This window comes from Actinomyces lilanjuaniae, assembly GCF_003606385.1.
Lineage (GTDB): Bacteria > Actinomycetota > Actinomycetes > Actinomycetales > Actinomycetaceae > Actinomyces > Actinomyces lilanjuaniae.
On sequence record NZ_CP032514.1, the window covers coordinates 509762 to 528469 of the forward strand.

The following is an 18708-nucleotide window of genomic DNA, read 5'->3' on the forward strand; positions in this document are numbered from 1 at the left end:
CGGCGCACCGTGCTGACCCGCCTGTCTGAGGAGGAGCTCCTCGCCTACGCCCTGGCGCAGGGCGTCACGCCCCGGACAGGCTCTAGACCAGTCAGAAGACGCGGGGACGAGAGGACTATCCTCCCTTGACTGGCCCGTCCGCCAGCAGCCGCATACGGCCAGGCAGGGGTGCCGACCCGCCTCCGTCCGCTGTTCCCGCTCCTGCCCGAGGCCGACCGCGCAGGAATCCCACATGGGAACAACCACTGACAGCTCACCTCAGCACCTGCCCGTTGACGCCTGGGTCACCTCCATGCGCGCCCAGGGCCTAGCGGATCGGACGGTCGCCGAGCGTGCCCGCACGGTCCGCCAGGCCTCCAGGACAGCAGGAACCAGCCCCGAGACAATAACCTCATCGGATATTGAAGCGTTTCTCGCCTCGTCCCCCTCCCGGGGGACGCGTTACGCCCGCTACTCCGTCCTGCGCGCCTGGTCCAGGTGGCTGGTCCGCACCGGACGCCGCAGCGACGACCCCACCCAGGCCGTGGCCCGGCCTCGCATGCCCGCTGGCCGCCCACGCCCCCTCACCCGCTCCCAGCTCGACCACCTCCTCACCAGCCCGCTCCACCCCGACACACGCACCAAGGTCCTCCTGGCCGCCTACCAGGGCCTGCGCGTCCACGAGATCGCCAGGATCAGAGGCGAGGACATCGACACCGACGCGGGCACCCTCACCGTCACCGGAAAAGGCGGCCGCACCGACACCCTGCCCCTGCACCCCCGCGTCGCCCAGGAGGCCGCCCACCGGCCGGAGCGTGGCTACTGGTTCCCCTCTCCGACGACCCCCGGTGAGCCGGTGACCGGCAAGTCCGTCAGCAGTGCTGTCGGCCGGGCGCTGAGGAGTGCCGGAGTCCGGGCGACGGCCCACCAGCTGCGCCACTTTTTCGCCACCGAGCTCCTCGCAGGCGGCGCCGACTGCCGCGTCGTCCAGACCCTCATGCGACACGCCTCCCTGGCCACCACCGCCCGATACCTGGCCGTCACCCCCACCCAGCAGCAGCAGGCGCTGAGAGGGCTCACCTGAGCCCCGTTGACGTCCCTGCCGACCGTGGCGCATAATGGTGGGGACCCACCCGGGTTGCAGCCGGGCAGGTCCCCGAGGCTGGCGGCTCAGCTGAGCAGCCTGCCGAGGGCGTCAACAAGGACACCAACGGCCCGGACCAGGCGAGCGATCGCGTTAATGATTTCGCTCACCTGCCGGGCCGTTACCCTGTCCCTGCTGACTCTGGCGTGCCTGCCTACCGGTCTGGGCACGGCCCCCACCTCCTCCCTGGCCCCCTTCCTCCCCGGCAAGGACACTGGGTGTTCCGGGGGAGGGCGCCGGAGAAGGCACCACCACCCTACCCGCCCGTGACGGCGCAGTTACGAGCAGGTGCACTATCCGGAGGAACGCCCACCAAAATGCTGCTCTCAGGCCGACAGGACGCTCACCTGCACGGCATTGCGCCGACGGGCGCGGGTACGTGTCTTCCGGGCCTGGCCCACGGCGACGGGACCGAGGAGCAGCACGGATCAAACCACACATAGATGTGACAAGTATCACTATAAGACCTTATTGCTACTCACGATCATCGTGAGGTAGTATTGAGTCATCAGGGCACGGGAGACAGGCTCCCACCAGCCCCGAGGTCAGAAAGGACCCACACCCATGACTGCTGTCCACCCCTACTTCACCGCCCGGGCCGAGGCGTGGATGCGCCACGCCGGGGGAGACCCCCGTGACGCCGCCGACCTGGCCAGGTGGGCGCAGACCGCCCGCATGGTGGGTGACCCCGCCCGGGGGGTGGTCGTCGCCGCTGACGGCACCCTGGTGGCCGAGACCCGCCGCTCCCGCGGCCTGGCCCTGGGCGCCATCCGCCAGGCCGTGGGCCAGCCCGTCGCCCACGCCACCTACGCCGAGGTCTGCCAGGGCGCGGGCCACCACCCGGGCCAGCCCGCCGCAGCCTGACCACCAGCCCTACCACGAGAGGAACTAGCCATGAGCACTGAGAGCGCAAGCCGCCTGTACCTGACCTCGCCGGCGGGGCCGGCGGTGGTGGAGACGACCGACGCGGGCGTGGAGACGGCGGTGGCCGAGGGGCTACCCGAGCAGGCCCGGCAGGCGGTCAGGTCCCTGGTGCCCCTGCCGCAGCGGCCCCAGGGGCTGACCGCTGTGGAGGGGGAGGCCGCCTGGGAGGGCGACGTGGTCGCGGACTGGGACCAGGCCGCCCAGGAGGTGGCCTGGAGCGTCGTGGGCCACCCAGCCCGGTCCAGCAGCCTGCAGAGCTTCGGGGACGACCTGGCCGCGGCCTGGGCCGACCACGCCGCCTCCCTGGCCGCAGCCGGCCCGGTGGTGGACAGGCTGCGGGGCCTGGCCCCGACCGGGCTGGACCCGGCGGAGGCCGTGGTGACCTGGGACCCCCAGACCCGACAGGCCCGCATGGACGTCAACCTGCCCGCCTGGGCCGGCCCGGACGGGACCGCCCCCGGGGTGAGGGTGAGTCTCACCACCAGCGAGGGCCAGGACGAGGACGTGGTAGTGCGCATCGAGGGCGACGGGCACCCCCAGGGCACGTCCATGACCCCCGACCAGGCCCGCGAGGTAGTCGCCCAGGCGGTGCGTGACGCCACCTCCACGCCCGCCGACGTGGCCCGGCGGGCGCTGGAGCCGGCCATGGAGACCCTGGCCAGCCTGCCGGGCATGGGTGGCATCGCCGTGGAGGACCCCGTCCTCCTGGAGGACGGCAGCCTGTCAGTCCAGCTCCACCCCAGCTGGGACGGGCCCTCCACCGAGACCGCGGTGACCCTGACCGCCCCCGGCGACGGCGGCCCCGTCACTGTGCGGGCTGGCGGCCCCCTCACCGCCGCGCTGCGCTCAGGGCAGGCCAGTCCCGACCGGCTGGCGGAGGACGCCTGGGTGACCGGCGTGTCCCCCGACCTGGCCACCCAGCCCGACCCCACCCGGATCAGCGACGCGCGGGCGGCCGCCCTGGTCCTGGGCGTCCCCCAGGCCAGCCTCACCCAGGCGGTGGACACCCTGTCCGTCGGCCTGGAGACCGCTCGCCAGGCTGCCTGGGACGCCGCCCAGGGAGCACGCCCCGCGGCCACGCAGCGGTTCCGCCACCAGCAGGCCCACGGCGCCTGACACCAGTGCAGCCCGGCAGCAGCCACACCGCGGGGTGTGGGTCCCCGCCCGGGCGCGGTGGTGGCCGAGGGCTCGTACCCCTCGGCCACCGGCCCCTACCACAGGGGCAGCCACCACTATACGTGACCTACCACAGGAGGACAGAGAAATGAGCGCGACGACGGTAGCCCGGATGGAGGCGCGCAGGGGTCGGATCATGATGGCCCAGGCCGAGAGGCCGTGGCAGGAGACCACGCTCGTCGAGTGCGGCCCTCGCCCGGCGAGAGGCGAGGATCCTGAGGAGTGGGCGGCCCGAGTGGCCGACGAGGCACGGGAGCGCCTGGAGGAGGGGGCGCACCGCCGCGACGGCGCGCTCTGCCCCTGCTGCCGGCAGCCCGTGGCCCCAGGAGGGTGGGTACCCTGGCCACCAGACGACAGACAGGAGGAGCCCGTGAGCCGACCCGACGACAAGGGAGCGCGCGCCTGGGCGGGCTGGCTGCCGCCCGCCAGCTACCCGGCCCTGCTCAGCAGGGCGCAGGCCCGCGAGGTGACCCGCTGCGACCAGGCCGGGGCGCTGGACGCGACCACCCGGGCCGACCCGCGCTCGACCCTGCTGACCCGCGTCGCCTACATCCAGCGCGAGAGCGGCGGCCGTGCCGCCCGCGCGGCCGAGCGCGCCGCCGACCACGCGGCAGCCGCCGCCGGGACGGGCCACCGCGACCACGCGCGCGGCCAGGCCGTCCAGACCCGGTTCCTGGACTCCTGGTCCGCCGCCCGGGACCGGTGGGAGGCCGAGCACGCCGCCGTCCTGGCGGCCGACCGCCTGCCCGGCCCCGTCCTGCGCGCCCTGCGCACCACCATGGGCCTGGACCAGGCCAGCCTCGCCCACCACCTGGCCGTGTCCACCGACACCGTCCGCTGGTGGGAGTCCGGCCGGTCCCTCATCAACCACGGCGCCACCCAGGAGGTCTGGGACATGTGGCAGGAGTGGGTCCGTGCCACCCGCGCCCTGACCGAGACCCACCAGCAGGGGGACGTGCCCGTCCTGCCCCCGACACCCCCCAGCCACCCTGCGCGCCGTCGCCGTCCTCCTGGCCGGACACCGGTTCACCACCAGCCCCGGACCACTCACCACCCCACCACCCCTCACACCCGACCCGAAGTCGTGCACCCCGTAGGAGACCAGCGCCGGAGCCCCGCCCCTCACGGCACCACCAGCGCCGAGGAAGCAGCCCAGGACCGCCTGGCGTTCGCGCGGGCGGCGCTGACCACGCCCTGGTCACGAGGCTGATCGCCGGGACCGTGCCCTTCCACAGCACGAGGTTGCGTACGCAGTCATTTGATCACCTTTCTATGGTGTTGCACAGTCTCTGACTTGGTTTGAGGCGCCTCAGCCGCCCAGGCGGGCCGCGCGTGCGCGGGGATAGAGGCACACTGGTGCCATCATGATCAGCTCGTCGCCGCCAGGCGCGGGCTGATTTTCCTTGTCCCAGGGAGGACCATGGCGGAGTACGCGAAGCCGTGGCTGACCGTCGACGACGGTTGCACACGGACCCGCGTACTCAGCAGGTACACAGCGGGCACGACGCTGGGCCACGCCGAGGAGAGCGGGACCGAGGAGGATGGTCACCTGTCAGATGCCGGGTGACCACGAGCCAGTCCCTCGACGCCCTCCTCGACCGCGGGGCCAGGTGAGCCCCCTGCCCACCTGTGGACGCCGCCGGCTGCCGCCGGGGCCGGCGGCGACGCACAGGTGGACAGCGGGACCCGACCGGGGCTGTGGACAGTCCTGCGCGCCCGCCAGGCTGGCGCCTGACCGGGGCTCGCGGCCTGCCCACAGCCCCTTCTACCAGCCCATCGACACCATGAGGAGGGTGGTCCGCCTGCACACAGGCCCCGGCCCACCCTGGCGCGACTGCGTCACGGTGGGGGAGCGGGGCCTGTGCACAGCCTCCCTGCTGTCACGCCCTGGCTGCTGGCCGTCGCCGTGCTGGCTCGTCGTGGTCACCCGGCATCTGACAGGTGACCGTCATCCTCGGCGACGTCCTTCTCTTCTGCCTGGCCTGCCTGCTCTCTCCTTGCCTTGTTGACTGCCCGGGAGGACATCTCCAGCCACAGCGCGACCTCCTTGCTGGTAGCCCCCTCCAGGGCAAGGGCCTCGGTGACGATAGTGGTCTCCTCGTCGTCGAGCGCGCCGAGTCGTCTCGCCAGCTCTGCGTCGGCCCGTTCCACTGCATTGCTGACCCTGGCGTCGCGCCTGGCGTGGGCGGTCTCGCGCGCATGGCGGACCCGCCGCATGCGCGACGACAGCGCAGAGAGGGCGCTTGTACGCGCGGCGATTGCGCGGCGAGCGTCGGCGCGCGACCGCGCGGCGTGCGCCTGACGCCGTCCCGACCTGCCCGACCGACCTCTTCTCTTCTCTGGTAGCGCCTCACCAGTACCGTAAGCGTCCTTAGTCTGCCCAGCAGCCTGCTCAGTCTCACCCATGCTTCCAGCCTACCTCCTGGCACCACCATGTCTCCCACCCAGGGTAGTCCCCCTAGACGTCCTCAATCCTCCTCCAACCTCTGGTTGTCGGAGGATTGTTCTCTCACACATCTGGCATCATTGACACCTAGCTGGCCGGTACGCTACTCTTCGCGCGTGATGACCATCCACCGCATCAGCGCGGGGGACGGGTATGAGTACTACACCCGTGAGGTCGCATCCGACGACGAGCGCAGGCAGCACAGGCAGGAGCTCGGTGACTACTACCTCCAGACAGGCGCGCCAGCCGGCGTGTGGGAGGGCAGCGAGATCTACCGCCACTTCGGTGTCAGTGGCGAGGTCACCGAGCAGCAGATGCGTGACCTGTTCGGGCAGGGCAAGCGTCCAGACGCCGAGACCATCCGGGAGGCGAAGGGCGGCGTTGTCGACGAGAGGAGGCTCCTGCTGGGCAACCCCTACGGGGTCTACGGTGCCACCCTCCAGAGGCAGTTCACTGACGCCGTCAACGAGGCAGTACGTGACTTCAGGAACGACAACGACGGTGCCGAGCCCGGCCGCAGGGAGCTCGCCCGTATCCGACGTCGTGTCGCCCACGACATGTTCGTGGCCGACCGCAGCCGTGAGCCTGTTGACGACGGCGAGCTGCGCAGGTTCCTGACCACCCAGACCAGGGCTGGCGCGCAGGCTGTGGCCGGGTTCGACCTGACCTTCAGCGTGCCCAAGTCCGTGTCGGTGATGTGGGCGCTGGGTGACAGGGACCTCCAGAGGCGTATCGAGGAGGCGCACACCGGCGCGGTCAGGGACACGCTGGGCTACCTTGAGGCTGACGTGATCGGCTCCCGGGCTGGGCGCAACGGTGTGCGCCGAGTACAGGTGGACGGCGTCCTGGCCGCCCGTTTTCGCCACCACGACTCGCGCGCTGGCGACCCCCAGCTCCACGACCACCTGGTCGTGTCGAACAAGGTCTTCATCCCCTTCGGGGGCAAAGACCTGCGGACTGGCAGGCCGAAGGGGGTGTGGCGCACCATTGACTCCAAGGCCCTCTACCGGGCCACCGTGGCTGCCTCGACGCGGTACGACAACGCGCTCATGACGCGCCTGACCAGGGACCTCGGTGTCACCTTCGAGCAGCGTGGCGGTGGCTCGCAGGCCACCAAGATGGAGATCGACCTGGTGCCCGAGGACCTGATCGAGCAGTTCTCCACGCGCAGGGCCAGCATCGTCAGCCGCCTGGAGGAGCTCACAGCCGAGTACCGGACGACCCACGGGCGCGAGCCGGGCCGTCGTACCGTGATGCGCCTGGCGCAGCAGGCCACGCTGGAGACCAGGCAGTCCAAGCAGCACCGGCCGCTGCCCGATCGTGTCCAGGAGTGGCGCGCCAGGACGTCGGCCCGGTTCACCGCCGCCGACCTGGACGCCCAGCGAGCCGAGCGTGCCAGGACCGAGGCCGCTGCGGCGGGGGAGCGGCCGGGCTGGTGGCAGCGCCTGGCCAGCCACGTACGCCACACCACTCCTGTGGCGCCTGCCGTCGCGGAGCCGGTGGACGACGCGACGCTGGCCCTGCGCGTGCTCACCGGCCTGGAGGAGCGCCGGTCCACCTGGACGCGCCGCCACGTCCAGGCCGAGGCAGCCCGCCAGCTGGCCGCCGCGACCGGTGGCCACGGCTGCGACGGGGACCGCATCGACCTCGTCACCGCGCGCGTGCTGGAGGACCCTGAGATGGTGCGCCTGTCCCACCCCGAGCCCGTGCTCCACAGGGCGCGAGCAGACGCCGACGGCGTCAGCGTCTACGACCACCCCGACATGTGGCGCTACACCTCCACCACCGTCATCGACCGGGAGAACGAGCTGCTCGACGCCGCCGAGCGCGAGGTCGTCCCACCGGTGTCACGTGCCACGCTGGATCGGGTCCTCACCGAGGCGGGGGAGGATCTCGGCGCCGACAAGGTCCGTGCCATCGAGGCGATGGCACTGTCCCCCAGGGCCGTGGTCACCGTGGTCGGGCCGGCCGGGGCAGGCAAGACGCGGGCGGTGCGCCACCTCGCCGACGCGGTCACCGAGCAGGGTGGCGCACTGGTCGGCCTCGCCCCCTCGGCGGTAGCGGCCCGTGAGCTCGGCTGCTCCCTGGGCGTGGAGGCCATGACCGCCCACAGGTGGCTGTCCGCCGAGGGGTGGACGGCTGTCGGCCCCGGTGACGTGGTGCTCGTGGACGAGGCCGGCATGGTCGACAACCTCACCCTGGCCGCGGTGACCCGTCGCGCCCTGGAGGCCGGCGCCGTGGTACGCATGGTCGGTGACCCCGCCCAGCTCTCCGCGGTGGACGCTGGAGGGGCCTTCGACCTGCTCCACACCGCCACCGGTGACGGCGTCGAGCTCGACACCGTGTGGCGGTTCCGCGACCCCCAGGAGGCCGAGGCCTCCCTGGCCCTGCGCTCCGGGCCGGAGCGTGACGCCTTCACCTGGTACCAGGACAACGACCGGGTCCGCTCCGGCGGCGAGCAGGAGGTCCTCACCGAGGCCCTCAGGGCCTGGGGCGCAGACACCGAGGCCGGCAGACGGTCCATCATCATCGCCTCCACCACCGAACGCGTCGCCGAGCTCAACGACCAGATATCCTCGGCCCGGGCCGCCGCGGGTGAGACCACCCCGGCTGGCACCGAGGTCCTCACCCGTGACGGCCACCTCATCCGTCTCGGGACACGGTGCTGACCCGTCTCAACGACCCTCCAACCCCTACGGGCGGGACGGCTTCGTGCGTAACGGGGACCTGTTCACCGTCACCTCCGTCGGTGAGGACGGCTCCCTGGAGGTGGTCGCCCCGACCGCTCCGTGGTCGAGCTGGACCCGCGCTACGTGGCCGACAACGTCCAGCTCGGCTACGCTGCCACCGTCCACCGCAGCCAGGGCGTGACCGTGGACACCGCCCACGCTGTCCTGGATGCCTCGGTTGACCGCTCCACCGCCTACGTCGCCCTCACGCGCGGGCGCCTGCGCAACACCGCCTGGCTCGTGGTCGAGGACGACCAGACCACCACCGACGTCCTTGACACCATTGCCTCCCGGACAGCCGACAACGTCACCGTCCTCGACGCGGCCGCCCGGGAGGCCCGCGCTGCGGCCGACCCCGTCCGTATGCGCGACATCTACGCCGACCTGGCCACCACCGCCGACCGGATCCGGTGGAGCCGCCACCTCGACGACCTCGTCCGTGGCAGACACATCCCCCCGGCCGCCGGGCGCGCCACCGCCTCGCAGCAGTTCCCCGACGTCGTCGGGCGGCTCACCGGGCTCGAGGCCGCCGGGGTGGACGTGGACACGCTGCTGCGCGACCTCACCACCGGTATCGGCAGGCCCGAGGACCCTGCCGCCGAGATCGCCACCAGGATCGACCAGTGGTCGGACCAGCACCCCACCGTGCTCGACCCAGACCACCACGGGCCCCTGTCCGACCTCGACGACCAGGCCCTGACCGGGCTGGCCGACCGGGCGGGCAGACAGGCCCAGGCCGCCGCCGGCCGCGCCCAGGCCCGCCACAGCGCCCAGCCTGCTGACGTCGGCGGCAGCGAGCCCGCCCCGGCGTGGACCCACCGCCCCTACGGCGACCTCACCGACACCGAGCTCTCCCAGCGCATCAGGGAGGCGGTAGGGGAGTCCTTCGCCCACGCCGTCGACAGTCCCGCCCGCGAGCCTGACGCGGGCGCCGACCAGGCCGTCAGCCAGATGCTCGCCGAGCGTGACACCCGAGCCGCCATGGACCCCGGCCACCGCCGCGCGGAGGACGCCCAGAGGTGGGAGGTCTCCCACCTCGACGGGCGCCCCGTCGACATCCGCGACGCCATGAGGCACGTCGACCGGTCCGCCCGGGCCGCCGCCGTGGTCGCCCGTGAGGTGTCCGAGGAGCAGGCCCGCCGCCGCTGGCGCAGGGCTCCCACCAGCAGGCAGGACGCAGGGCACGAGACCGGGGTCGGGGAGGGGCTGACCCAGTGGGCGGCACCCACAGCCGCCATCGGGGACCGGCGCACCCCCTCCACCTGGAGGGACGCCCTGGTAGCCCAGAGGCAGCGCCTGGACGAGGCCGTCACCCAGGCCGGGCGCGACGCGCTGGGCACCGCAGGGTGGGCGCAGGGCCTCACCCGTCCCCAGGAGGTCACCACCCGGCAGTGGCAGCGCGCCGTCGGTGAGGTCGCCACCTGGCGGGCGGCCAACCACGTCGGCGGCCACTACCCGCTGGAGCTCACAGCCGAGAACGGCACGACCCCCCACGACGCGGGCGTCCACCAGCTGGCCCGTGCTCTGGCCCGCCACCAGCACAAGGACGACCCCGACGGGCAGGCAGCATCCCCCGGGAGCAGACAGGCAGCCGCCCGGCGCAGGCAGGCCACCAGCGAGGCGCTGCGCCGCGCCCGGCGGGCGCTGAGCGAGCAGCGCGAGCAGGCCCGCAGCCAGCAGCAGCGCTCCACCACCCAGCGGCCCACCACCCGCCCGCCACGCAGCACGCCCGGAGGGCCGAGGCTGTAGGCCAGGCCGCTACAGCTCCTCCTCGGCTGGTGGCCACTCCTCCTCGGCCGGCTCCCACTCCTCCTCCGCCGAGGCCAGCCCGGCCAGGCGGTCGGGCGGGTTCAGCTCCGCCTCCATGCGGCAGGCGAAGGCCGTCCTCGCAGGCACCGGCGCGTCCTGGGCGAGGAACACCTCGAAGCTGGCCCGCCGTGTCCTCTCCCGCCGCGCGAGCAGGGACGGCGGCTCCAGCGACCAGGTGGGCCTGTGCTGCTGGCTCCACCGCGTGGCCTCCTCGCTGCGCCCGCACACCAGCTCCAGGACGGGCACGGCCCGCTCCAGCAGGAGCCACAGCATGTCGTGGCCACCGGCAAGAGGCTCGCCGTCGGTGAACGAGGCCTCCGCCCACGCCTCGCACAGCGCTGCCAGGTGCATGACCGCCAGGGGGCTGTCCCACCAGCCTGCGCGCACGTACAGGGGCGCTGTGCCGGCCTCGGTGCGCTGGGCACCGAACGTGGCGTTGACCAGCTCCACGAACGCGTACAGCCTCTCCCAGGCGTCCAGGCGCCGGGCCGGGTCCGAGACCTCCAGCGGGTTGAAGGCCCGCTGCCGCCACACCGACGGGGACGGTGCCGGCCCCGCTGGGCTGCCCCCCTTCCCGGCGAGGTCGGCGACCAGGCTCGCCAGCTTGCCGACCTGCTCCTCCAGCCCGGCGACGCGCCCGTCCACGCCCTCTGCGTCCTCGTCGTCCCTGACCTCGCTGTCCCTGCCGGTCACTGGTGGTCCTCGGTGTCCATCCACCCGGTCATCTGCTGGCGCAGGGCCTCGCGCCGGGCGGGGGAGCCGGCCTGCTGCAGCTGGCGCAGGTGGTCGTCGTAGATCCTCTGGCCGGCCTCGGCCCTCCTGCCCCACCGCCTATCGCGCTTGATGTCGGGGAGACTGACGACGGTGGCCGGGTGGCCGGCGGCAGCCAGGACCGCCCGTCCCGGCGGCAGGGCGGCGACGTCGGCCTCGCGCAGCACGTGGCGGCGCTCGGTGTGGGTGGAGGTCGAGGTGCCCGACCGGCCTGACGACCAGGAGGTGCGGGCCTCCTCGTACTCCGGGGACAGGTCGGCGACACGCCTGTTCCACCCACTGTCCTTGGAGCCTCCCAGGACGTAGACGGCCCGGGACTGCTGGTAGACCACCCTTGCCACCGTCCGGCCCCACCGCTTCTCGACCTGGGCCTCGTCCTGGAAGAACGCTGAGACGAAGATGCCCCGGCCGGCCCCCTCGGAGTAGAGGGAGTCCAGGTCGGGCAGCGGGGCGATGTTGGCTGCCTCGTCCAGCACCAGGGACAGCGGGGGAGTGAGCCTGCCCCCGGGCAGCGTGTCACTCCTCCTGCGGGCTGTGGCCACCACGTGGTCGACGAGCATGGTCGTCACCGAAGCCACCGCTCCCTCGCTCTCCGGGGAGAGCACCCACATCACGTCCCTGGAGCCCAGGAACTCGACCGCGTCGAAGGACGTCTCGCGCGGGGGCGTGAGCGCCTCCAGGACGCTGTCGATCATCACCGGCTCCAGGGCTCCCTGCATGGTGCCCTTGAACCCCGAGCTGGTCTCAGCGGCCATGTCGATCATGAGGTCGCGCAGCGCGGAGACCATCATCTGCGAGCTGCGCGTGCCCAGGGAGTCCAGGACCTCCACCGCCTCGCTGGGGCGCGAGACCCACCGGTGGACCGCGTCGATGTCCACCCCGGCCGCCGCCGCGGCGTGGAAGAGGTAGCCCAGGATCTGCGCGCCGCGCTCGACGAACCACCTCGTGTTGCCCGACCCGGCCCGGGTGGTGGCTCCCAGCGCGAACGCCCGGCCACGCTCACGGGCTATATTGAAGTCCTCACAGCCCAGCACCGGGTTCCACCTCACCGGCAGCGGGCCGACCGCCTGGCCCATCGGGTCGAACGCCCACGTGCGCGCCCCGGTGGTCTCCTGGCGGGCCAGCCAGGTCAGGGCCAGGCCGTCGGGCTTGGTGGAGGTGGCCAGCACCGCGCCGGGGGCCTCCAGGACCCGGCGGGTGACCAGGGACCGGGTCTTGCCGCTGCGGGTCACCGCGTAGGTGGTCTCCGGGTCCTCGTACTGCCCCCACAGGGCGCCGTCGCCGTCGTGGTCGCCCATGTAGCGGACCAGCTCCCTGCCGGCCGCCCTGCCCGCCTGGTCCGGCAGGGAGTCGCCCAGGATCTCCCTGGCCCGTCCCACCGCCCTCCTCTCGCGCATGTCGCGGAAGCCGGCGGCCCGGGAGGCGCTGGCGCGCCCCGACGGGCGCAGCAGGCGGCGCAGGCCGGCAGCCGCGGCCCCGGTGGCTGCCAGGAGCAGCACCAGGACCGTGGCCGCCAGCAGCCACGTGCCCCGCGGGGCCTCACGCATGGCCAGGACCACCCCGGCAGTCCCCTCATAGGCTACTCCTGTCACCCGCAGGGCGGCGGCGCAGGCCGCCAGTGCCTCCGCCCCCACCGCCGCGCACCACAGCGCGGCGTCCAGCCCCTGGTCGTGCCCCATCCCACGCCCCTCCTGGAGGTCGTCTAGTCCTGCCTGTCTGTCCTGGTGATCCTCAGCAGCTCGACCAGCTGGGCCTCCCAGTCGGTGACCGCCACGGCCGCGTACACCGACTGGGAGGCCGGGCGGCCCGCCACCACCACCAGCGGCGGGTGCTCGAACTCCGCCTGTGGGAAGGCCAGCAGCTGCCAGTCCCGGTCCGCCCACCTCCAGGCCAGCAGCTCTGCTGACAGCAGCCGGGTGACCTCCTCCCCGGTGAGCCTGCCCACTGCCGTGGCCGCGCCTGTGGCCACACGAAGCCTGCGGGTGGCGCCGTCAGCGTCCACGACCTCGGTGTAGACGGCCCTGGCGGACGCGCCTGCGGCACCGTCCCGGGCCACGAGGGAGTCCACCAGCCTCCCGGCGAGAGGTACCAGCATCGCGGCGGGCATGAACACGTAGTCGAGGTCGGCCAGCACCTCCGCGCCGCCGCGACGGTTGATGCCGGAGTAGGTGCCCAGGAGCCTTCCCTCCTCCAGCACCGACACCACCCGCGGCGTCTCGCGCAGCGCGTAGTAGCGGGCGACGGCCTGCACCTGGCCGAAGCCATCACCGATCACCCGCCTGCCCCTGCGGGGCTGTGGTCGTCGCGGCATGGTCCTCCACCTCACCCGTGGGAGCCCGGGGCGAGGACAGTGTCGCCACCGACGTCATGGCCTGGTTGGTGTCCCCGACCTCGAGCTCGAAGCTGCTCATGATCATCGAGCAGACTACCGGGGGAGCCGAGCCGATCTTGACCATTGCCACGCCCTGCTCCAGGCGCAGGACCCGCTGGGCCTCCTCCTCGTCCCACCCCAGGAGCCGGCAGACCTCCACCGCGTCGTCGGCCTTCTCCTGGCGGAAGACGACCACGGTCTGGGCCTCCTTGATCATCGCGACGGCCGGGGACCCGGCCGGGATGTCGGAGGGGTGCTGGAAGATCGTGTAGTTGGACAGGGCGATGCCGCGTGCGACCTTGGCGTTGCGGCGGGCGACCTCGGCGAACTGCCCGTCCACGACGTGCCACGCCTCGTCAATGACCAGCAGGGTCGGCACGGGCCGGGCCGAGGCGGCCAGCACCGCGCGCACCCACGTGCCGATCACGCTCATCATGATCGGCACCGCAGGCCCCTCCTCCGGCAGGGAGGAGATGTCGAAGGTGACCAGCTGGCCCTCCAGGTCGAGCCTGGGGTCGGTCGGCCCGTCGATCAGGCCCGCCAGCTCCTCGCTGACCAGCCGGTCCAGCGCGAAGCCGCAGTCCCGGCCGAAGCCGCGCAGCGTGTCCGCGCTGCCCACGCCGGGGGTCCGCGCCGCGACGTCCTCGTCGGGGTCCAGCAGGGCGTCCACGACGTGGCCCACGTGGGCCACGTCTCCGGCCGCCTCCCCCCGCAGGACGGCGGTGCGGCGGGCGACCCTCACAGCCAGCCGCTCGACCTCGGTCAGGCCGCGGCCCATCGCCGCGGAGATCACCGACTCCAGCAGCATCTGCTGGCCGGCCACGCCCATGCTCGTCTCCCCGGCGATCCTGGAGTCCAGGACGTTGATGCGTACCCCGCCCCCGCCGGGGCGCAGCGTCACCGGCTGGAAGCCCAGGCGCCGGGCCATCGAGGAGTACTCCCCCTCGCTCGCCTGCCCGTCGGTGCGGTCCTGCCTCTTCTTGTCCACCACGATCACCCGGCGCCCCAGCATCATGTTGCGCAGGACCCACGCCTTCGACAGCTGGGACTTGCCGAACCCCAGGTCGCCGAAGGTCACCACGTTGGGCGAGCTGAAGCCGGGCTCCTCGGCGTAGGCCACGAAGGGGTCGTGGACCACCGGCGAGCCGGTGACCACGTCCAGGCCCAGCAGGATGCCGTGGGCGCCCGTGGGCGGGGCCACCTCGGCCATCGCCAGGCCGGCCATCTGCGTGCTCGTCGAGGCCGAGGGACGGGCCAGCGCCTGCGACAGGGCTCCCGACCGCGCCGAGTCCAGCGCCGGCAGGCGCGGCGAGGCCACGTGCCCGCCCCTGCGCGCCGGTGCCGCAGGAGCCGCGCCACCGGCCCCCGCCAGCCCCTTGCCGTCCTGCCCCGCAGGCTCCGTCTCCCTCCTCCTCCTGCTCCTGAGTCCTGCCAGCGCACCTCTCATGACAGCATCCTCTCCACCAGGGTGCGCCGCCAGGCGCGGCACACCGGCATGACCAGCCCCAGGGCGGCGTCCTGCCTCCAGCGAAGGCGGTCCGGGGCCTCGACGTAGGAGTCGGCGAGGGCAGCCAGCACCCGCCGCTCGTGGGCGACCCGCTCCTCCTCGGAGGAGGCGTGGAACGACATCACCATCGACCACCTGGCTCCCACCGCGGCCGTGCCCGGGCGCAGGTCGCCCAGGCGCACCTGCGACGACGTCGCCTGCGTCTCCTCACTGCCGTCAGTGACCTCCGTCCTCTCCCTGGCCAGGGCCGCCCGGTCGCTGGCCACGTCCGACCTCGCCCGGTGGCGTGCCCGGCGGGCGGGCTCCAGCTCGGCGGTGACCACGAACGACCGCCTCACCCGCCCCGACAGGGCGGTCACCACCGGGTAGAGGAAGTCCTGGGGCAGCCACTGCCCCGCCACGGTCCAGGCCGGGACCTCCCAGACCGTCATCCACCGCCTGCCCCGGCCCCGTCCACGACCAGGGACCGCCGGTCAGGGCTGGTCTCGAACGCCGGGAACGCCCCGGCCCACCCCAGCTCCCCGCCCAGGCCCCTCAGGTCGTCGGCGGAGACCTCCGGGTCCATCAGGTGCCGGCACAGCGCCGCCTGGTGGCGGGTGTCCAGGGCCGCATCAGCAGCCCCAGCCCTGCGGCCCGCTCGACCGCGGCCACGGTCTGCTCGGCCGCCGCGCGCCGCAGGCCGTCCTCACCCTCCCCGTGCTCCCTCAGCGCCGCGGTGACCGGGAACCGCAGGACCACCCAGGTGCGCTGGGCGGCGGCCCGCCGGGCGACCTCGTCCACCACCGCGGCGTAGGAGGCCACCAGCGTGGCGTCCGGGTCCGCGACCCGCTCCAGGTCCTGGCGGGCCAGCCACACGTGGTCGGTCGGGTCCCAGTCCGTCACGCTGGTCACCGTGGACACGTGGGAGGCCAGGCTCACCTCGCTGCCCAGGAACTCCAGGAACGCCGACCAGCCCGCGCCCGCCCGGCCCCGCAGCCGGGCCGGGTCACCCTGGGACTCCACCACAGTGACCAGGTAGCGGCCCCGACCTCTGCGGTCGGCTGCCCGGTCCGGCTCAGTCACTCCCACCACCAGGCCGCCCACGGGCTCGTCAGTGCTGGTCACCGAGCCCACGCCCGCAGGGGCGGCCACGCCCCCGCCCGGTGAGAACCGCGTCAGGCCGTGCAGCCGCCGCCACGTGAACCCCGCCCGGGCGGCCACCCACCCCCTGACCGACGATCCGCCGGTGACCCACCTGACAGGCTCCCACGGCACGCACACCGCTGCTCCCACGGCCACCACGCCGGCGGCCGCCAGGAACGCGACCATGGTCGACCCCCCGACCAGGAGCACCGCCAGTCCTGCCCCGGCCGAGACCAGCAGGCCTGCCACGTCCCCGCCCTGCGCGCGGCGGGTCCTCAGGACCCCGCGGCTGGTGGTCTCACCGCCCAGCCAGACGCTGCCGACGTTGCCGACACTGCCCGTGCTCACTGGCCCTCCTCCACGACGCCCTCGGCGAACCTCGCTCCCTGGTAGCCGGCCGCCCGGGCCGCCGAGGCGGTCACCGTGGCCGCCGTGGCGCCCGCAGCCAGGGCCGCGCCGCCCACGCGGCCCGCCGCGCCCACGGCCGCGCCGGCGGCCCGGCGAGGAGCCGACCCCGCCGCCAGGAGGTCCCCGCCCGTCAGCCTGCTGCCCGGCCGGGAACCACGGCGACCGACGGCCCGGAACGGGGCGCTGCCGCCACCTGCGGCGGCCCGGCCCGCCGACGCCGTGGTCCTGCCACCTGAGCCCGCCCCACGGCCCCCGTCGGCGGGGCCGTCACCGGCCCGCGCCACGGTACTGTCCCGGCTACTGGCGGTGACGCCGTCCGGCCTGGTGCCGGCTGCCGTGGCGTCCCCACCCGAGCCTCCGCCCCCACGGCTGGCGGAGGCTGCGGCCCCCGGCCCGGGGGAGGAGGCCTCCTGGGCCGCACGTCGGCCGCCGCGCGTACCGCGCCCGCTGCCGGCCGCGCTCGACCCGCCGTCCCGGGTGCTGCCACCACGGCCTGGGGCGTCCGTCCCGGCACCGTCCCGGCCCCCAGCCGTCCCGGCGCCAGCCGTGGCGGCGTCCGCCTTCCTCGGCCCTCTGCGGCTGCTCCCGCCGACGCCATCCCTGGGGGCGGCGGCACCAGCGGAGGCCTGTGAGGCGGTGCCCCGGCGGCCGGGGCCGACCTGGCCGCGGCGCGGACCCGCGCCCGACGCGGTAGTGGTCCTCCCGCCCCCTGGGACCGGGGCGCCCCGCAGCCTGGAGGACGCCCGTCCCGCCGCCGACCTCACGGCCGGCGCCATGGACCGCATCCGTGACCCGAGCATGGACCCGGCGACCGACCCGCCGACCACCCCGGCCGCCAGGCCCCGCCCGGCCCCGCCGCCGCTGCCCGCCACGGGCATGAACCGCAGCAGTCCCGCAGGAGCGAAGCACACCAGCATGATCGCCCCCAGGGCGATGACCAGCCGGAACAGGGTGCCCATCGGGTCGGTGGACCACCCGTCCGCCGACGGCGCGTTCGCAGCGGACAGCCTGACCGCCACCCCGACCATGAACAGCAGGACCGGCCGGGCGAAGACCACGGCGACCACGGCCACCAGGGCCGCCACGTAGCGGCGCCGACCCCTCTCGGTGGACACCAGGCCACCTACCACCCCCAGGCCCACGGCCCCGAAGTAGGCCACGAGGAACTGCGTGGCGAAGACCGCCAGCAGCATCACCCCGGCCAGGAAGAAGAAGCAGCAGATCACGACCGCCCCGACGTAGCCCAGCGGGGAGTTGGCCGTGGTCAGCGCGTTGAAGGGGTCGATCAGCGACCCGGTGATCGTCTCGCCCGAGGTGCCCAGCCACCTCACGACCCCCTGGCTCAGCACGTCGGAGGCCTGCGTGCACACGTAGAGCATCGCCGGGGTGAACAGCAGCCCCAGCATGCCGCCCACCAGGCTGGCCAGGAACCTCTCCACGGCCTCCTCGGCCGGCAGGCGGCTCCTGTGCATCCGCATTATCGACACGACCGCCCCCATGGCCAGCAGGACGACACCCACCCCGGCCGCCGCCGCGTAGGTCTCCCGGAACGTGAGGTCGCCCGCGTCGAACGCCAGGCCCCGGGAGACGTAGCCCAGGCCCTCGCTGATCGCCCTGCCGGAGTCCTCCTTCAGTGTGTTGACCAGCTCGTCCAGCGCCCCCGCCGGGTTCGTCACCGCCTGGACCTGCTCCACCGAGGCCCCGGCACCCACGGCCGCCCCTGCGGCCGCCGCGGCGGCGTTGTTCTCCAGGACGCCCCCGCCGTTCCTCTCCGAGGCGTCGTAGGCCATGTCCCCGGCCAGCTCCTGCTCGGCGAGCTCGAGGTCCCTCAGCTCCTTCTCGGAGGGGTTGTCCTCGTCGGTGTTCGGCCACCTCACGAAGTCGAACTCGTGCGCCAGCTCCCTCATCAGCGCGTCCACGTCGAGGTTGCTGATCTCGTAGTGGGTGGCGAACGGCTGCTCGACAGTATGGAAGGAGAGCAGCTGCGGCGTCTTGCACTCACCCTCGTTCTCGGAGACGTAGACCCAGCCGCCGATACCTCCCCACCCGGCCCCCTCCCGGGCGTAGTCGATCTCCCTCAGGCAGTGGGACCACCGCAGGTCAGCCTGCTCGGTCAGCTGGGACTCGTACCCCTTCCGGGGCGGGAACCCGCCCTCCTCCGTCAGCAGGTCGTGGTTGAAATTCTTCGGGACGTCGTCGCTGTTCTCCGAGGCGTCCACGACGTCGGCGGCCACGGGCGCCAGCGGCAACGCCACCAGGAGCACCGCCGCTACCACGCCCAGGACGCGCCCCACTACCCTCATCAGCCTCTCCTCGTCCTCT

General features: G+C 73.5%; 16 protein-coding genes. 7 read left to right on the forward strand and 9 right to left on the reverse strand.

Annotation, left to right across the window (positions count from 1 at the left end; genetic code table 11):
* Positions 1–232 precede the first annotated feature (232 nt).
* The 4 genes from D5R93_RS02235 (at position 233) to D5R93_RS02255 (ending at position 4433) form a co-directional block, all read left to right on the forward strand.
* Entirely contained in the window at positions 233–1063 is an 831-nt protein-coding gene (locus D5R93_RS02235; RefSeq protein ID WP_120203565.1) for a tyrosine-type recombinase/integrase, read from the forward strand.
* A gap of 624 nt (positions 1064–1687) precedes the next feature.
* Complete coding sequence (locus tag D5R93_RS02245; RefSeq protein ID WP_120203570.1) at positions 1688–1987, forward strand: hypothetical protein; 300 nt, start codon at positions 1688–1690, stop codon at positions 1985–1987.
* 30 nt (positions 1988–2017) lie between these two features.
* Positions 2018–3163, forward strand: coding sequence for a hypothetical protein (locus tag D5R93_RS02250; protein ID WP_120203573.1), 1146 nt, complete (start codon positions 2018–2020; stop codon positions 3161–3163).
* Between the two features lie 148 nt (positions 3164–3311).
* Complete coding sequence (locus D5R93_RS02255) at positions 3312–4433, forward strand: helix-turn-helix domain-containing protein (protein WP_120203575.1); 1122 nt, start codon at positions 3312–3314, stop codon at positions 4431–4433.
* A 713-nt stretch (positions 4434–5146) separates the two neighbouring features.
* Here D5R93_RS02255 and D5R93_RS13070 read toward each other — a convergent pair.
* Positions 5147–5629 (reverse strand): hypothetical protein, encoded by a 483-nt coding sequence (locus tag D5R93_RS13070; protein ID WP_162933776.1) that lies wholly within the window; start codon positions 5627–5629, stop codon positions 5147–5149.
* 159 nt (positions 5630–5788) lie between these two features.
* Between D5R93_RS13070 and mobF the strand changes: the two genes are divergently transcribed.
* From mobF to D5R93_RS02270, 3 genes are read left to right on the forward strand one after another with little or no spacing between them, the layout of a single operon-like run.
* Entirely contained in the window at positions 5789–8338 is a 2550-nt protein-coding gene (gene mobF, locus D5R93_RS02265) for a MobF family relaxase (RefSeq protein WP_243107012.1), read from the forward strand.
* Complete coding sequence (locus D5R93_RS13075) at positions 8301–8540, forward strand: hypothetical protein (protein WP_162933778.1); 240 nt, start codon at positions 8301–8303, stop codon at positions 8538–8540. Before mobF ends, D5R93_RS13075 begins: the two co-directional genes overlap by 38 nt.
* Positions 8483–10147 (forward strand): C-terminal helicase domain-containing protein, encoded by a 1665-nt coding sequence (locus D5R93_RS02270; protein WP_162933779.1) that lies wholly within the window; start codon positions 8483–8485, stop codon positions 10145–10147. Before D5R93_RS13075 ends, D5R93_RS02270 begins: the two co-directional genes overlap by 58 nt.
* A gap of 9 nt (positions 10148–10156) precedes the next feature.
* Here the strand turns inward: D5R93_RS02270 and D5R93_RS02275 are convergent, their stop codons facing one another.
* From D5R93_RS02275 to D5R93_RS02305, 8 genes are read right to left on the reverse strand one after another with little or no spacing between them, the layout of a single operon-like run.
* A complete protein-coding gene (locus D5R93_RS02275; RefSeq protein ID WP_120203585.1) occupies positions 10157–10900 on the reverse strand; it encodes a hypothetical protein in 744 nt (247 codons plus the stop codon).
* Positions 10897–12657 (reverse strand): type IV secretory system conjugative DNA transfer family protein, encoded by a 1761-nt coding sequence (locus D5R93_RS02280; RefSeq protein WP_120203587.1) that lies wholly within the window; start codon positions 12655–12657, stop codon positions 10897–10899. Before D5R93_RS02280 ends, D5R93_RS02275 begins: the two co-directional genes overlap by 4 nt.
* 23 nt (positions 12658–12680) lie before the next feature.
* Positions 12681–13289: a hypothetical protein gene (locus tag D5R93_RS02285; protein ID WP_162933780.1), complete on the reverse strand. Its 609-nt coding sequence runs from the start codon at positions 13287–13289 to the stop codon at positions 12681–12683.
* The gene (locus D5R93_RS02290) at positions 13243–14796 is read right to left on the reverse strand and encodes an ATP/GTP-binding protein (RefSeq protein ID WP_162933781.1); all 1554 of its coding nucleotides are present in this window, start codon (positions 14794–14796) and stop codon (positions 13243–13245) included. The genes D5R93_RS02285 and D5R93_RS02290 overlap by 47 nt, the downstream gene beginning before the upstream one ends.
* A complete protein-coding gene (locus D5R93_RS14445) occupies positions 14793–15287 on the reverse strand; it encodes a hypothetical protein (RefSeq protein WP_120203594.1) in 495 nt (164 codons plus the stop codon). The genes D5R93_RS02290 and D5R93_RS14445 overlap by 4 nt, the downstream gene beginning before the upstream one ends.
* Positions 15284–15421, reverse strand: a complete 138-nt coding sequence (locus tag D5R93_RS13080) for a hypothetical protein (protein WP_162933782.1) — start codon at positions 15419–15421, stop codon at positions 15284–15286. The genes D5R93_RS14445 and D5R93_RS13080 overlap by 4 nt, the downstream gene beginning before the upstream one ends.
* Positions 15421–16326, reverse strand: a complete 906-nt coding sequence (locus D5R93_RS14450; protein ID WP_120203597.1) for a hypothetical protein — start codon at positions 16324–16326, stop codon at positions 15421–15423. The genes D5R93_RS13080 and D5R93_RS14450 overlap by 1 nt, the downstream gene beginning before the upstream one ends.
* Positions 16323–18689, reverse strand: a complete 2367-nt coding sequence (locus D5R93_RS02305) for a hypothetical protein (protein WP_120203599.1) — start codon at positions 18687–18689, stop codon at positions 16323–16325. The genes D5R93_RS14450 and D5R93_RS02305 overlap by 4 nt, the downstream gene beginning before the upstream one ends.
* Positions 18690–18708: the final 19 nt, after the last annotated feature.

Bases quoted from the DNA above. Each gene is read 5' to 3' on its own strand.
- D5R93_RS02235 (WP_120203565.1), top strand. From the start codon at position 233: ATGGGAACAACCACTGACAGCTCACCTCAGCACCTGCCCGTTGACGCC.
- D5R93_RS02245 (WP_120203570.1), top strand. From the start codon at position 1,688: ATGACTGCTGTCCACCCCTACTTCACCGCCCGGGCCGAGGCGTGGATG.
- D5R93_RS02250 (WP_120203573.1), top strand. From the start codon at position 2,018: ATGAGCACTGAGAGCGCAAGCCGCCTGTACCTGACCTCGCCGGCGGGG.
- D5R93_RS02255 (WP_120203575.1), top strand. From the start codon at position 3,312: ATGAGCGCGACGACGGTAGCCCGGATGGAGGCGCGCAGGGGTCGGATC.
- D5R93_RS13070 (WP_162933776.1), bottom strand. From the start codon at position 5,629: ATGGGTGAGACTGAGCAGGCTGCTGGGCAGACTAAGGACGCTTACGGT.
- mobF (WP_243107012.1), top strand. From the start codon at position 5,789: ATGACCATCCACCGCATCAGCGCGGGGGACGGGTATGAGTACTACACC.
- D5R93_RS02280 (WP_120203587.1), bottom strand. From the start codon at position 12,657: ATGGGGCACGACCAGGGGCTGGACGCCGCGCTGTGGTGCGCGGCGGTG.
- D5R93_RS02285 (WP_162933780.1), bottom strand. From the start codon at position 13,289: ATGCCGCGACGACCACAGCCCCGCAGGGGCAGGCGGGTGATCGGTGAT.
- D5R93_RS02290 (WP_162933781.1), bottom strand. From the start codon at position 14,796: ATGAGAGGTGCGCTGGCAGGACTCAGGAGCAGGAGGAGGAGGGAGACG.
- D5R93_RS14445 (WP_120203594.1), bottom strand. From the start codon at position 15,287: ATGACGGTCTGGGAGGTCCCGGCCTGGACCGTGGCGGGGCAGTGGCTG.
- D5R93_RS13080 (WP_162933782.1), bottom strand. From the start codon at position 15,421: ATGGACCCGGAGGTCTCCGCCGACGACCTGAGGGGCCTGGGCGGGGAG.
- D5R93_RS02305 (WP_120203599.1), bottom strand. From the start codon at position 18,689: ATGAGGGTAGTGGGGCGCGTCCTGGGCGTGGTAGCGGCGGTGCTCCTG.